The sequence below is a fragment of the Nocardia sp. NPDC003693 genome (assembly GCF_053981095.1).
On sequence record NZ_JBSFNO010000064.1, the window covers coordinates 1 to 14,733 of the forward strand.

13 protein-coding genes are annotated in these 14,733 nt (G+C 70.9%); 7 read left to right on the forward strand and 6 right to left on the reverse strand.

The window, feature by feature from the left end; all coding sequences use genetic code 11:
* Positions 1 to 415, reverse strand: a 415-nt coding sequence (locus tag ACWDOP_RS37535) for a TetR/AcrR family transcriptional regulator (protein ID WP_456348866.1), incomplete at its 3' end; no start/stop codon positions are given.
* A 162-nt stretch (positions 416 to 577) separates the two neighbouring features.
* Between ACWDOP_RS37535 and ACWDOP_RS37540 the strand changes: the two genes are divergently transcribed.
* Entirely contained in the window at positions 578 to 1,546 is a 969-nt protein-coding gene (locus ACWDOP_RS37540; RefSeq protein ID WP_456348867.1) for an alpha/beta fold hydrolase, read from the forward strand.
* 3 nt (positions 1,547 to 1,549) lie between these two features.
* Here the strand turns inward: ACWDOP_RS37540 and ilvD are convergent, their stop codons facing one another.
* Positions 1,550 to 3,256: a dihydroxy-acid dehydratase gene (gene ilvD, locus ACWDOP_RS37545; protein ID WP_456348868.1), complete on the reverse strand. Its 1,707-nt coding sequence runs from the start codon at positions 3,254 to 3,256 to the stop codon at positions 1,550 to 1,552.
* A 96-nt stretch (positions 3,257 to 3,352) separates the two neighbouring features.
* A complete protein-coding gene (locus ACWDOP_RS37550; RefSeq protein WP_456348869.1) occupies positions 3,353 to 4,123 on the reverse strand; it encodes a class I SAM-dependent methyltransferase in 771 nt (256 codons plus the stop codon).
* A 202-nt stretch (positions 4,124 to 4,325) separates the two neighbouring features.
* On the opposite strand from ACWDOP_RS37550, the gene ACWDOP_RS37555 reads away from it, so the two are divergent.
* The 5 genes from ACWDOP_RS37555 (at position 4,326) to ACWDOP_RS37575 (ending at position 10,393) form a co-directional block, all read left to right on the forward strand.
* A complete protein-coding gene (locus ACWDOP_RS37555; RefSeq protein WP_456348870.1) occupies positions 4,326 to 5,933 on the forward strand; it encodes a lipase family protein in 1,608 nt (535 codons plus the stop codon).
* Positions 5,934 to 6,264: 331 nt separating this feature from the next.
* A complete protein-coding gene (locus ACWDOP_RS37560) occupies positions 6,265 to 7,407 on the forward strand; it encodes a transcription termination factor Rho, short form (RefSeq protein ID WP_454200167.1) in 1,143 nt (380 codons plus the stop codon).
* A 102-nt stretch (positions 7,408 to 7,509) separates the two neighbouring features.
* Positions 7,510 to 8,514, forward strand: a complete 1,005-nt coding sequence (locus ACWDOP_RS37565; protein WP_456348893.1) for a saccharopine dehydrogenase NADP-binding domain-containing protein — start codon at positions 7,510 to 7,512, stop codon at positions 8,512 to 8,514.
* 5 nt (positions 8,515 to 8,519) lie between these two features.
* Positions 8,520 to 9,368, forward strand: coding sequence for an NAD(P)H-binding protein (locus ACWDOP_RS37570; protein ID WP_456348871.1), 849 nt, complete (start codon positions 8,520 to 8,522; stop codon positions 9,366 to 9,368).
* Between the two features lie 161 nt (positions 9,369 to 9,529).
* A complete protein-coding gene (locus ACWDOP_RS37575; protein WP_456348872.1) occupies positions 9,530 to 10,393 on the forward strand; it encodes an MmyB family transcriptional regulator in 864 nt (287 codons plus the stop codon).
* Here ACWDOP_RS37575 and ACWDOP_RS37580 read toward each other — a convergent pair.
* Genes ACWDOP_RS37580 through ACWDOP_RS37590 form a run of 3 tightly spaced genes read right to left on the reverse strand, consistent with a single transcriptional unit; the run spans position 10,345 to position 13,890 of the window.
* Positions 10,345 to 11,649, reverse strand: coding sequence for a HAMP domain-containing sensor histidine kinase (locus ACWDOP_RS37580; protein ID WP_456348873.1), 1,305 nt, complete (start codon positions 11,647 to 11,649; stop codon positions 10,345 to 10,347). The genes ACWDOP_RS37575 and ACWDOP_RS37580 overlap by 49 nt on opposite strands.
* Positions 11,649 to 12,338: a response regulator transcription factor gene (locus tag ACWDOP_RS37585; protein ID WP_456348874.1), complete on the reverse strand. Its 690-nt coding sequence runs from the start codon at positions 12,336 to 12,338 to the stop codon at positions 11,649 to 11,651. The genes ACWDOP_RS37580 and ACWDOP_RS37585 overlap by 1 nt, the downstream gene beginning before the upstream one ends.
* 46 nt (positions 12,339 to 12,384) lie before the next feature.
* Positions 12,385 to 13,890, reverse strand: coding sequence for an alpha/beta fold hydrolase (locus ACWDOP_RS37590; protein WP_456348875.1), 1,506 nt, complete (start codon positions 13,888 to 13,890; stop codon positions 12,385 to 12,387).
* Between the two features lie 258 nt (positions 13,891 to 14,148).
* Between ACWDOP_RS37590 and ACWDOP_RS37595 the strand changes: the two genes are divergently transcribed.
* Positions 14,149 to 14,706, forward strand: coding sequence for a phenolic acid decarboxylase (locus ACWDOP_RS37595; RefSeq protein WP_454200161.1), 558 nt, complete (start codon positions 14,149 to 14,151; stop codon positions 14,704 to 14,706).
* The last annotated feature ends 27 nt before the right edge of the window (positions 14,707 to 14,733 follow it).

The window sequence follows — 14,733 nt, forward strand, 5'->3', positions numbered from 1 at the left end:
GCCGGTGGAAACTGTCGATCACCTCGAGAACCAATGTCTCCCAGGCGGTTACCGCGCACTGCGGCGGCGGCAGCTGCGACGCGGTGAGCTCGGTGCCCGCGACCGGGCAGCCCGCGATCCAGCCCGAGGATTCCAGGCGGTCGCCGAGCAGTTCGACCAGCACCTCCAGGTAGGCCCGGGCGTCGGGGGCCTCGGCCGTCCCGATGACCGCCGAGATCTCGGCGGCCGACTCCGCGATGGCCTCGGAGACGATCTGGTCCTTCCCGCCGGGAAAGTGGAAGTACAGCGAACCACGCGGCGCGCCACTGACTTCCAGGATCTGATTGAGCCCGGTTCCGTAGTAGCCGTGCGATTCGACGAGTGAGCGCGCCGCTGCCAAGAGCCGCGTTCGAGTCTCGGCTCCCTTCGTTCCCATGCCCGAAACAGTAGACCGGTCATCATATTCTGGCAACCGGGGCCCACCCCTGGGTGTGAATTCTCCACCCCCTCGGAGTCCACACCCCACCACTCGGGCCACTCGAGCGAGCCGCGAATTCGGGAGACAGTGGAGACACCACCGAGCAGACCGGAGAATCCGATGTCGAAGTCCAGCACGATCGCCCCGACGGCGGAACGTCGTGTCCCGGTCTCGACCGCGGACGGGGTGGAACTGTCGGTGCGCGAGTACGGCCCGGCGGACGCCGACCTCACGGTCGTGCTGCTGCACGGGCACTGCCAGCGCGCCGAGACCTGGACCCGGGTGCGCGACGCGCTGCTGCGGCAGTACGCGGGAGCCCGGGTGGTCTGCTACGACCATCGCGGGCACGGCGCCTCGGGTGCGGCCGCCCATCGCACCTACACCCTAGAGCAGCTCGCCGCCGACCTGGGCACCGTGCTCGACGCCGTCGCGCCCACCGGGCCCGTCGTCCTGGTCGGTCATTCCATGGGCGGCATGACGGTGCTGACCTACCTGAGCCACCACACCGCCGAGATCGGCGATCGCGTCACCGGCGTCGCGCTCATCGCGACCGCCGCGAACGGGCTGACCGAATCCGGCTTCGGCACCCTGCTCCGGCACCCGCTCATCACCCTGTTCCAAGCGGCCGTGCGCTGGGCCCCGCACCCCATGCAGTACGCGAAGCAGCTGGCGCGCAAGGCTTTCGCGCCGATCGTGCGCGGCGCCGCCGACGGGCGCGCGGTGGGCCCGCGACTGCTGAGTCTGGCGAACGCCATGCACAACGAGACCTCGGTGGTCACCATGGCGAGCTTCCTGCGCGCCTTCACCCACTACGACCGGACCCACGTGCTGGCCGCCCTGTCGCGCATCCCGACCCTGGTGTTGTGCGGCTCGGCGGATCCGATGACCCCGCCGTCGCATTCGGTCGCCATGGCCGCCGCGGTCGACTACTCGGATCTGGTGCTCATCCCGGGCGCGGGCCACTCGGTGATCCTCGAACAGCCCGCCCGGGTCGCCGAGGCGCTGACGCGGCTGCTGACCCGCGCCGGCGGGCCGGCCCCGATCGGCTCCGCCCGTCCGGCGCGCGCCCGCCTCGCCCTCGTCGCCTGAACCTCAGTCGCAGACCGCGCCGAAGGACGCCGAGCCGACCAGCCTGGCGTACTTGGACAGCACACCGCGGGTGTAGCGGGGCGGCAACGGATTCCAGCCCTCGGCGCGCCTGTCGAGTTCCTCCTTGTCGACCAGGAGATCGAGGGTGCCCGCACCGACGTCCAGCCGGATCGGGTCGCCGTCGCGCACGAAGGCGATGGGACCGGCGTCGACCGCCTCCGGGGCGACATGCCCGACGCACAGGCCGGTGGTGCCGCCGGAGAAACGGCCGTCGGTCAGCAGCAGCACGTCCTTGCCCAGGCCCGCACCCTTGATCGCGGCGGTGATGGCGAGCATCTCCCGCATACCCGGGCCGCCCTTGGGGCCCTCGTAGCGGATCACGACCACGTCGCCGGCGGTGATGGTGCCGTCCTCGAGCGCGTCCATGGCGGCCCGCTCGCGGTCGAAAACCCGTGCGGTGCCGGTGAATACGTCGGAGTCGAAGCCCGCCGACTTGACCACCGCGCCGCCGGGCGCGAGCGAGCCGTGCAGGATCGTGATGCCGCCGGTCGGGTGAATCGGGGAGTTCATCGCCCGCACCACCTTGCCGTCCGGATCCGGCGGCGCGATGTCGGCCAGGTTCTGCGCCACGGTGCGCCCGGTCACGGTGAGGCAATCCCCGTGCAGCAGACCGGCATCCAGCAGCGCCTTCATCATGACGGGCACGCCGCCGATGCGGTCCACGTCGGTCATCACGTGCTTGCCGAACGGTTTCACATCGGCCAGGTGCGGCACCCGCCGCCCGACCCGGGCGAAGTCGTCCAGGGTCAGGTCGACGTTCGCGTCGTGCGCGATGGCCAGCAGATGCAGCACCGCGTTGGTGGAACCGCCGAACGCCATCACCACGGCGATGGCGTTCTCGAACGCCTCCTTGGTCAGGATGTCGGCGGTGGTGATACCACGGCGCAGCAGCTCCACGACCGCCTCGCCGCTGCGCCGGGCGTAGCCGTCCCGGCGCCGGTCGGTGGCCGGCGGCGCGGCGCTGCCGGGCAGCGACATGCCCATGGCCTCGGCCGCGCTGGCCATCGTGTTGGCGGTGTACATGCCGCCGCACGCGCCCTCACCGGGACAGATGGCGCGTTCGATGGCGTCGACGTCCGCGCGGCTCATGAGGCCGCGCGAGCACGCGCCGACCGCCTCGAAGGCGTCGATGATGGTCACCTCGCGCTCGCTGCCGTCGGTCATCTTCGCGATGCCGGGCAGGATCGAGCCCGCGTACAGGAACACGCTCGCCAGATTCAGCCTGGCCGCGGCCATCAGCATCCCGGGCAGGGATTTGTCGCAGCCCGCGAGCAGGACCGAACCGTCGAGGCGTTCGGCCTGCATGACCGTTTCCACGCTGTCGGCGATCACCTCCCGCGACACCAGGGAGAAGTGCATGCCTTCGTGGCCCATGGAGATGCCGTCGGACACCGAGATCGTGCCGAACTGCATGGGGAAGCCGCCGGCGCTGAACACGCCCTCCTTACTGGCGGTGGCCAGGCGGTCCAGCGAGAGGTTGCAGGGTGTGATCTCGTTCCACGAGGACGCCACCCCGATCTGCGATTTGCCCCAGTCGGCATCGCCCATGCCGACCGCGCGCAGCATGCCGCGGGCGGCGGTCTTCTCCAGTCCGTCGGTGACGTCACGACTGCGGGGCTTGATGTCGGGGCCGCTCGAATCATTGGACACGGTGCCGATCATCCCTCGAGCGGGTCCGAATTCTGGCGAATCTCCGTTTCGCGCGTCACCGGCCGGTCGGCCGCGCTCCCCCACGCGCCGGGCCTCTCACCGGGTGGCGACGACGAATTGTCCCTGCCCGCTGACGAATTGGTTCACCTCGGTGCAGCCCGCCCGGCGCAGCCGCGCGGTGATCTCGTCCCGACCGAAGATGTGAATACCGCTCGACCGCGCGAGCACGGGTTTCACGAGCGGAATGCGGGTCAGTTTCTCGTCCACGGTGGTGAAGATCGCCAGCTTCCCGCCGGGCCGGAGCACGCGGATCATCTCATCGATCACCGCGTGCGGCGCGGGAATCAGGTACAGCGCCGCCAGGCAGCTCACCGAGTCGAAGGTCTTGTCCGCGAAGGGAATCGAGTGCGCGTCCGCGCGCAGGAAGGCGACCCGCTCGGTGCCGGAGTCGCGCACCGCCTGGGTCAGCATGGGCGCGGAGACGTCGAGCCCGACGGCCAGCCCGTCCGGGCCGAGCCGCGCGGCGAATTTGCGGGTGTGCAGCCCCGGGCCGCAGGCCACGTCGAGCACGAGACCCGCGCCGGCCGGGGCGAGCTCGGCCAGGATCCGGTCGGTGTACCGCTTGGTGCCGGGGCCGCCGAAGCTGAAGGCCCGGGTGAACATCGGCCGCCACAGGCTCTCGTAGATCCGCGCGAGCACCGGGTTCTCCATGGCGACCTGGGCCATGGATCTCTTGGCCGACCCCTGCGCGGCCAAGAGATCCAGGTACCCGGCGTCGTCGCCGATGTGCGCGGGCACCCGGCCGGGGTCGAGCAGATCCGACAGCAACTCCCGCGGCGATCGTTCGCGAACGTGTTTCCTGGCCAAGCCGGGCTCCTCGATCCGTATCGGATCGACCGATACCTACCATCTGTCGGAATTATTGTCTGAGACAGTACAGCCCGACCGGCCGGAGCGGAAGAGAGCTCGAGAATCTTGACCCTCGGAGCCGGAGCCGGGATCTAGAATTCCCCTGCACGATCGCGCGACCTCGGAGTTCACCAGAGCCTGCCACGGGACGGAGCGGACGATGACGCTGACGGTTGATCCGGTCGATGCCGGTGCCGCCCACCGCCCCGGGACGCTGGTCCGCAGCGAAGAACTCCCGCCCCGCATGTGGCCCGCGCACACCGCCGCCGGATACCGGGTCTGGTACCGGGGCGTCGGCTACGACGGCACCGGGCGCGTCATGTCCGGGTCGGTCTTCGCACCCGCGGGCACGGCGCCCGACGGCGGCTGGCCGGTCATCGGCTACGCGCACGGCACCACCGGGCTGTCCGACGGCACAGCGCCCTCGGTCGCGGGACTGTCCCGGCCCGAGAGCCGCCACGTGTCGGCCTGGCTCGAAGCCGGATACTTCGTCACCGTCACCGACTACGAGGGCCTGGCCTCCCCCGGCCCGCACCCGTACTTCAACGGCGAGGCGGTCGCGGACGACGTGGTCGACATCGTGCGCGCGGCCGGGCAGCTCGGGCACCCGCTGAGCCCGCGCTGGATGGCGGTCGGGTTCTCCCAGGGCGGGCACGCCGCCCTGTTCACCGGACTCATGGCCACGAAATACGCTCCGGAACTGGACTTCCGGGGCACGGTGGCGCTGGCACCGCCGGTCGAGGTGCCGATGATCGTGGGCCTGCAGACCGCGGCCGATTCCGCGCCCGTCACCCTGTTCCTGCCGTACCTGCTGGCGGGGCTGCGCACCACGCGCGGGCTCGCCACCCAGGACTTCATGACCGGCCTCGGACAGCGGCTCATCGCGCTCGCCGAAACCGCACCGGTGCGCGACATCCATTACGCCGTAGCGGTTCTCACCAATCAGGACATCGGCACCACCGGCCTGACCGGCCGCCCCGGCCTGGACGCGATGCTGCACGCCTGCCGAGTGCCCACCGCCCGCTTCGACCGCCCCGTCCTGCTGGCCGCCGGCACCGAGGACGCGGTGCTGCCCATGGCGGTGGTGGAGCAGTTCGCCGCGGAACTGCGACGCGCGGGCACCTGCCTGGAATTCGTGACCTGTACCGGGGCCGATCACACGCGCATGCTGTCCGCCGCCACCGCGCGGATGCTCGCCTGGGCGAGCACGCAGATGGCGGCCGCACCGCACACGGTCGCGGAAACCTTCGGCGTCCGAAGCGGTTTCAACCTGCTCGACATCACCGGTGACGGCTACCTCACCGCCGACGACTATGAGGCGTTCGGGCTGCGGCTGGTCCAGGCGTACGGCGAGGCGCCCGGCTCGCGGCGGGCCGCGGCGGTGCGCGCCGGTTACCGCGCGCTGTGGCACTCGATGCGCGGGCGGGCCGATACCAACCAGGACGGGCGGATCAGCCCGGATGAATTCCGGGCCTGGCTCGAAAATCATTCGGACGACGACGATTTCGATCGCGAGATCGCGCCGCTGGCCCAGGCGGTCATCGATCTGGCCGACGCCGACCGCAACGGGGTGCTCGACCGCGACGAGCTGATCGGGCTGCTGATCGGCTGCGAGCAGACCCCGGCCGAGGCCGCCGCGCTCTTCGATCGGCTCGACATCGACGGCTCGGGCACGATCACGACCGCGGAGCTCATCACGGCCATCCGGCGCTTCTGCCTCAATCCGTCCGCGGACGAGCCGGGCGCGTGGCTCTTCGGGCGGTTCTGAGCGGTCGGCCCCACGGCCCGAGCCGGTTTCGCCGCGCCGCGTTTCGCACGGTGAGCGGCTGTGATCGGGCTCATGGTTGCATGATCCGCGCCGAGTCGGGTACCGTGGCGGTGTCTGATCATCACGGTCGCAGGTTTCACCTCCCGTAGACGGTCGGATTTCCTTCTCCCGGATTCCACGAATCCATTCGTATGATCCCGGTCCTCGCGGCTACCGCGACGACCCACACGCCCCCGGCGCGCATCGCCGTACGGGCCGTCTCTCATCTCGCGTCGCCGCGCCGTACCCCGGTTCCGCGCTCCGCCGCACCCCGACACCGTAGGGAAACATCATGAACGACAACATCTCTCAGCAGAGTGTCGAGAACGGGCGCACAGTCGCCGGGATTCTCGACATCACCGACAATCACGCGTCGCTGCGCGTCGAGGGCTACCTCCCCGATCCCGGCGACATCCACGTCTCGAACCGGCAGGTGCGCGAGAACCACCTGCGCCGTGGCGATGTCGTCACCGGGCTCGCGGCGCCGCCCCGCGGCAACGCCAAGCACGATCAGCTCGTGCGGGTCTCGACCGTCAACGGCCAGCCGCCCGAGCGCGCCGCGCACCGGCCGGCGTTCGCCGACCTGGTGCCCATCCACCCGAATCAGCGACTGCGACTCGAGACCGAACCGCACGAAATGATCACGCGCGTCACCGATCTCGTCATGCCCATCGGCAAAGGACAGCGCGCGCTCATCGTCGCACCGCCCAAGGCGGGCAAGACCTCCGTGCTGCGGGCCATCGCGCACGGCATCGCCAAGAACCATCCCGAGTGCGAACTCATGCTGGTCCTGGTCGGCGAAAGGCCAGAGGAGGTCACCGATCTCGCGCGGTCGGTCCCGGCCACGGTCGCCGCGGCCACCTTCGACCGCACCCCGAAAGAGCAGGTGATCATGGCCGAGTTGGCCATCGAACATGCCAAGCGCCTGGCCGAGACCGGCCGCGACGTGGTGGTGCTGCTCGACTCGCTGACCCGCCTGGCCCGCGCGTACAACCTGGGCGCGCCGTCGTCCGGACGCGTGCTCTCCGGCGGCGTCGACGCCGGCGCGCTGACCCTGCCCAAGCGATTCCTCGGCGCCGCACGCAATTTCGACGGCGGCGGCTCGCTGACCATCATCGCCACCGCGCTGGTCGAGACCGGATCGGTCGCGGACACGGTCATCTTCGAGGAGTACAAGAGCACCGGCAACGCCGAACTCAAACTCGATCGCGGCATCGCCAACCGGCGCGTCTACCCCGCCGTCGACATCGGCCAGTCCAGCACCCGCAAGGACGAATTGCTGCTCGCCCCGGGCGAACTCGCGGCCACCGATGTCCTGCGCCGCACCCTCGCGGCGGTGGAGGGCCAGTCCATCGAGCTGCTGCTCGAGGGGCTGCGCCAGACACCGACCAACGCCGAGTTCCTGGCGCAGCTCGGCACCGCGCCGCGACGCTGAACGGGCGCCAGCCGACGCTGAGCGAGCGAACCTGTCGGTGGGCTCCCCTACCCTGAGAACGCAGGTCCCCACCTCGCCCACCAGCGTAAAGAGTTGATCTTCATGGCCGTCTTCGCCATTTACGGGGCCACCGGTCACACCGGCCGCCTGGTCACCGCCGAATTACTCGCCCGCGGAAAAGATGTCATCGTCGCCGGCCGGGACCCGGACGCCCTGGCGTCGCTGGGCCCGGCCCGCACAGCCCTGGCCCCGGTCGACGATCCGGAGGCCCTGCGAGCGCTCGCCGCGGCCGCCGACGTGATCGTCCACTGCGCCGGACCGTTCGCGGTCACCGGGCCGCCGCTGGCCACCGCCGCCGTCGAAGGCGGGTGCCACTACGTCGATCACGCGGTCGAGGTGCATCACGTGCACCGGCTGTTCGAGGAGTTCCCCGAACGCGCGCAGGCCGCCGGCATCACCATGCTGCCGAGCGTGAGCTTCTACGGCGGCCTCGGCGATCTGCTGGCGGGCGCGGTCGCCGCGCGGGTGCCCGAGATCGAGCGGGTCACCGTGGCGTACGCGGTGCACAACTGGATGATGACGCACGGCGCGGTTGAGACCGCCCGGCTGCTGTTCGCCGACACCGATCGCATCGGATTCGAGGACGGCGCACCGCGATACGGATTCGTCGAACCGCGCAACGCGATCTTCGCGTTCCCGCCGCCGGTCGGCCCGCGCGCCATGATCGCGCCGGTGCCGTTCCCCGAGGCGGTCACCGTGCCCCGGCACGTGCGCACCCGCGCGGTGGAGGCGCAGCTGACCGCGCACACCTTCACCGAGGATCAGGCGTTCACCAGCGAGGGCGTCGCCCCGGACGAGCGGGCCGGCAGCGAATTCACCATTACCGCACAGGTTCTCGGCGCCGGCGGCTCCGCGACCGGGCATCTGCGCGGGCGCGACCTGTGGCGGGCCGCGGCCGTGGCATCGGTGGAGGCGGCCGTGCGGATCGCCGAGGGCGGGGTGAAGAGCGGAGTGCTCGCTCCCGGTGAGGCTTTCGACGGGACCGAGTTCCTCTCCGCGCTCGCCGCCCGGGAGCTGTTCACCCTCGATCTGCCGGAAGGAGCGTGAGGGCCATGGATCCGATTCTGGTCACCGGTGCGGGCGGCGGCTCGCAGGGCGGTACCGGGCGCACCGTCGCGCACACGCTGCTGAGCGCGGGGCTCCCGGTCCGGGCGTTCGTCCATCACGATGATGCCCGGGTCGCCGAGTTGCGGGATCTGGGCGCGGAGGTCGTGGCCGGCGATCTCCGTGAGATCACCGCGGTGCTGCCCGCCGTCGCGGGGGTCCGCCGCGCGTACTTCACCTACCCGGTCACCGCCGGAATGCTCGACGCCGCAGCGGTTTTCGCCGCGGCCGCGCACGAGGCGAAACTCGAGCGGGTGGTCGCGGTATCGCAGCTGGGCTCGGCGCCGACCGCGGGCACCCCGCACATGCGCAGGCACTGGGTCGCCGAACAGGCGCTGGACCGGGCCGATATCGGCGCGGTCCATCTGCGGGCCGCGGTGTTCTACGAGAACCTGCGGGTCGCCATCGGCGACACCGGCGAACTGGCGCTGCCGCTGGGCTCCCCCGACACGGTATTGCCGCTCATCGCGGCGGCGGATGTCGCCGGGGTCGGGGCGGGCGTACTGCGCGCCGAGGGGCCGGTGGATCCGGTGCTGTGGCTGGCCGGGGACATCCGCACCGTCGGCGAGGTCGCCGCGGGCTTCGGCGTCCCGTACCGGGACGTCGACCCGCGCACGTGGGCCGCGACGGCTCGCACGATCTACCGCGACGAGGTCACCGTCGAGCACCTCACCCACCTGTGGACGATGTTCGCCGCCATCGGTTCCGGGCACGAGCTCTTCCGGGTCACCGACACCATCGAGCGGTTCACCGGGCGCGCGCCGGTGTCGCTGCGGCAGTACCTCGCACAGCACTGAGCCACGCTTAATACAGCACTGAGCCACGCTTCGCACAGCACCCCGAGCCACGCCGGGAACCCGCCGGAGGCGGCGGCGCGGGCGGCGACCGATAGGGTGACGGATGCACTGTCAGCCGATAACCAGCTTCACTAGCCGGTTGCGTTCAGGAGTGATGCGCTGTGACTGTCGGACCGGCGGTGACTCCCGAATACCGGCCCCAGCCACCGACGTTCGGGCAATTGCTGCGCCGGCTGCGCGATGATCGGCGCATCTCGCGCGAGCGCCTGGCCTTCGCGGCCGGGGTGAGTGCGAGCTATCTCACACTGCTCGAACGCGGCCAGCGCGACCGCCCGACCGACGTCGTGGTGGAAGCGCTGGTGCGCCAATTGGATACGGCCGGGCCGCTGTCGGACGCGGACCGCCGGAACCTGCTCGATCTGGCGGGCCTGCCCCGGACCTGCACCCCGTCCGCGGACGAGCTGCGGGCCGAACTCACCGCGGACATGCACACGGGTCTCGCCCTGTTCGCCCCGAATCCCGCTGCGTACTACGACATCCGGCTCAATCTGCTGGCCTGCAACGAGCCGTACGCGACCGCGCTGCCCGGTCTCACCGAGGCCGGTAACTGGGTGCGCTGGATATTCGGCGCCGACATCGCCAAACAGGTCATGGTCGAGTGGGAGCTGGAGACCGCGATCACGGTCTCGCGCCTGCGCGGGGTCCTGGGCGCCGCCGGAAATCCGGACTGGTCCGCCGATCTCATCGCCGACTACGGCGACTTCCCGCGGTTCCGCGAGCTCTGGCGGCACAGCGCGGCCTCGTTCAGCCGCTCCGAGATCCCGGTCCGCCTGCGCGATCTCACGACCGGCACGGTCACCACCTACTATTCCCAGTCCCTCGGCGCCCTCTCCACCAACCACCCCGGCTGGATCGGCTACGTAGCCTGCGTGCCCATACCCCCGGACGACCCCCGGGCATCGGGTGCCGGAACCGGTTATCCGCGTGGGAGTTCGAACCCCACTTCCGCGCCGCCGCCGGGATGATTCGCGGCCGCGACCGTGCCGCCGTGGGCGGTGACGATGTCGTGGACGATCGCCAGGCCGAGGCCGGAGCCCGGGGTCGAGCGGGTGCGGTCGGCCCGGTAGAACCGGTCGAAGACGGCCCGGTGGTCGGTGGCGGGGATGCCGGGGCCGTGGTCGCGGACCGTGAGCGTGGTGTGCCGGACGTGCACGGCGACAGGGGTTTCGGGCGGGCTGTACTTCAGGGCGTTGTCCAGGAGGTTGTCGACGCAGCGGGCCAGGGCCTGGGGGCGGGCGGTGACCGGCGCCGGATCGTCGGCGGTGACGGTGATGACGCGGCCGGTGCGGCGGCGGAAGCGCTGCGCGCACTCCTGCGCCAGGTCGGTCAGGTCGACGGGGGCCGGATCCTCGGCGGTGTGCCGGTCGGTGGCGAGGTCGACCAGTTCGGCGATCAGGGTGTCCAGGGCCTTGGCCTCCTGCACCAGGGTGGCCAGCACCTGGGTCTCGTCCGCGGGCTCTAGCCGGCCCCGGGCGCGCTGCAGGAGTTCGGCGCTGCCGCGGATCGAGGTCAGCGGGGTGCGCAGCTCGTGGCTGGCGTCCTCGACCAGGCGATGCTGTTGCGCGCGGGAGAAACGCAGGGCCGCGAGCATCGTGTTGAAGCTGTGGGTGAGAGCGCCGACCTCGTCCCGGCCGGGCTCGGGCAGCAGCGTGGACAGATCCTGGGTGGTGCTGATGCGCCGGGTCGCCGCGGCCAGCCGGCGCATCGGGCGCAGAATCCGGCCGATGGCCAGCCAGCTGAAAAGCGCGGCCGCCGCGACCGCGATGGCGGTGATCGAGGCCGTGCGCCAGAGGAACGCGTGATCGACCCGTTCGACCTCGGCGTAGTTCTGGCCGACCATGACCGCGCCGCCGCCCCCGGGCCTGGCCTTGGTGAGCACCCCGTAACTCACTTCGCCCAGCACAACCTCGGTCTCGGTCATCCCCCGGCCGGCGCGCGCCACCGCCAGGTCGGAGTCGTTGACCGGCAACGCCTCTCGTCCCGGGGTTAGCGGCCGGACCGTGCCGTCCGGCAGCAGCAGCTGCTCGGTCATGTCGGGGCGCACGGGCAGCGCGGCGCCCGCGTCCAGCAGCGCGAGCACCGTGTCCGCCCGATCGGCCAGGCCGCGATCGACCTGATCGGCCACCAGCGGCGAAACACTCTGGTAGGCGGTGACAATGGCGACCACGATCGCCGCGATGCTGGCCGCGACCGCGACCAGGGTGAGCCGGGTCCGCAGCATCACGCGGTCCTGATGGTGTAGCCGACGTTGCGCGCGGTGTGGATGAGCCGGGGCGCGCCATCGAGCTCGGTCTTGCGCCGCAGGTAGCCGATGTAGACGTCGAGCGAACGGGACTCGGTGTCGAAGTCGAAGCCCCAGATGTGTTCGTAGATCCGGCTTCTGGTGAGCACGATCCGCTCGTTGCGCATGAGCAGTTCCAGTACGTCGAACTCGGTGCGGGTCAGTTCGACGAGCCGGTCGCCGCGGCGCACCTCCCGGGTCGCCGGATCCAGGGTCAGATCCGCGACGGTGAGCAGCTCCGGCGCCGCCTCGGTCTCGGGTGCGCTGCGGCGCAACAGCGCTCGCAGGCGCGCCAGCAGTTCCTCGGTGTCGAACGGCTTGGCCAGGTAGTCGTCGGCCCCCGCGTCGAGCCCGGCCACGCGGTCCCCGACCTGATGCCGCGCGGTGAGCACCAGGATCGGGAGCCGGTCGCCGCGCCGGCGCAGCGCCCGGCACAGCGACAGTCCGTCCAGCCGGGGCATGACCACGTCCACGACCGCCAGGTCGGGGCGGTCCGCGGCGAGCAGTTCGAGCGCCTCCTGGCCGTCACCGGCCAGGATCACCCGGTAGCCCTCGAAGCGCAGCAGCTGGTCTAGGGTACTGCGCACACTGGGGTCGTCCTCGACCACGAGGACGGTTGCGGATGCCATGCGGTCAGTCTGGCCGGTGCCGGATTCGGTCATTTCTCGCGCCCGGTCAGTTCGTGACCGGGACCACGGCGATGGGCGGGATGGCCGCCACGCACTCGGTCGAGCCGGTCGCACCGGTTCGCACGAACCGGTCGATGATGCTCACGACGCAGCCCGTGGGCTCGAGGTCCGGCACATGCCCGGTGTTGGGCACCGACAGGAAGGTCGAGCGGGGGAACCGGGCCGCGGCCCGCACCCCGTTGGCGTCGGGCGTGATCGCGTCGAGGTCGCCCGAGAGCACCAGGACCGGGACATCGGGCATGGGGGTGCGCACCTCGTCGGGCCGCTGGTGGCCGGTGATCCCGGGCCAGCGGATGCAGGCGTCCGCGCCGTCGCGCTGCGCCGCGCCGAAGCCCTCGGCGCTGAACGCGCCGTTGGTGCCGATCCGGGCCAGCGCCTCGCGATACTGCTGTTCCCGTTGCGGCAGTGCGGCTTCGGGCGACCACAGCGGCCGGTAGTCGTTGCAGGCGACCGTCAGGTAGAGCCCGATGTTCTCGTACCCCGGGGCCGCGGTGGCGCGGCGGGTGAACTCGCTCAGCAGCGCGTCGTCCCCGCGGGCCGCGGCGTGCAGGGCGGCGGGCAGCATGCCGAGGGTGGCGTCGGCTTCCGGGCCGGAGCCGACGTTGGAGGTCGCGGCCTCGAAAATGAGGTTGCCCAGCTTGCCCTCGTCCAGGACGACAACGCCCTTGCCCTGCACCGTGATCGGCCGGTCCCGCAGGCGCGCGGCGACCGTGCGCAGGTCGTCCACGGCGGTCTGTCCGTCGCAGGCGCCGCTGCGCTCGCAGATGCGCCGCAGCGTCAGCGACACCGCGTCGGCGTTGGGCCGCTGCAGCGGATCGGCGTCGTGCGGGTACGCGCCGGTGAGAATCATCGACCGCACGTGGTCGGGATGCCGCTGGGCGTAGATCGGCAGCAGATAGGTGCCGTAGGAGATGCCGTACGGGATCACCTGGTCGATGCCGAGCCGCTCGCGCACCGCGTCGAAGTCGTCGACCGTCGCCGCCGAGGTGTAGCCGGCGGCCTTCGGCCCCAGGCTCTCCCCGCACCGCTGCACCGCGGCCAGCTGCTGTTCCCTTGTGCCCAGCTGGAATTCGTCCTCGTTCACACCGCAGTCCATGGGGCTCGAGACCCCGGTGCCGCGCGGATCGATGAGCAGCACATCGTGATCGGACATCATCAGGCCGGACAGCATCGCGGCCTCGGCGGCGTGGGCGATCATCGGCACGCCGGGCCCGCCGGGATTGGGCAGCAGGGTGCCGGCCGCCGGAATGTCGCTGCGGCTGTGCCGAATCCGCGCGTAGCCGACGTCGATCACGCCCAGGTCCGGCTGCCCGGCGACCAGCGGCCGTTCCACGGTCCCGCAGTCCACCTGATATCCCTCGACGGTGGGGCACCACTCGGGCGTGGCGGCCCGCGGCGACACGGACTCCCCCGCTCCGCACCCGGTGATCAGTCCACCCAGGATGGCCGCCGTCGCGGCGATCCCCGCTATCGAACGCATTCCCGCACGCATGTCCGCACTCCGTTCCGCCGTGTCCGGCTCGGTCCGCCCGAGCCGATGAGCGCAATCCTGCGGGGCGACCGGCAAAGCGACGTCAGACGAAAGGCAAAGCCGTGTAAGAATCCGGCGCGCCCGCGAATCGGGCCCGCGACACCCGAAAACCGCAGGTACACCGCCCGGCCCCGGACAGCGGCTACGCTTTTGGCCGAACTCGAAGCGGCATTCGCGGAACACCGGCCTTACCGACGGGGCGGACCGAGAGGACATTCGATGAGCGCAGGGACCGACGCGCCCAACTCCGACTGCACCGGTCTGCTGGCCGGTCTCCTGGGCAAGCACATGATCTATGCCTACGAGAACGGCTGGAAGTACGAGCTCTACATCCGCAACGCGGACACCGTCGCGACCCGCTGCCTCATGGGACCGATGTTCGGCCGATGGACGACGAATCAGTCCGCCAAGATCGTGTCGCTGGGCGGGGCGATGCACCGGGACGGGCTGTACACCGACGAGCAGTACAAGCTGGCGTGGGTGGAACCGACCGGGTCGACCATGGTCGCCATCGTCTGGCCGGGCGAACGCCGCGTGCACACCACCGCCACCTTCCCGCAGTGGATGCTCGACTACCCCGAGAGCACGCTGACCCACTACGAGGACAATCTCGGCGCCATCCGCGCCGATCGCGACCGCGGCCCGACCTATCCGCTGACGCTGGTGTCCTCGAGCGGGCGCATCACCTACCTGGAGAGCCGCGAGCCCGACGACGACACCGTCATCGACTGCCCGCCGAGCAAACTGCCCCCGGGATACGCCGACCGGATGAACTGATCGAGAGACCGTGCCGGACCACCCGAT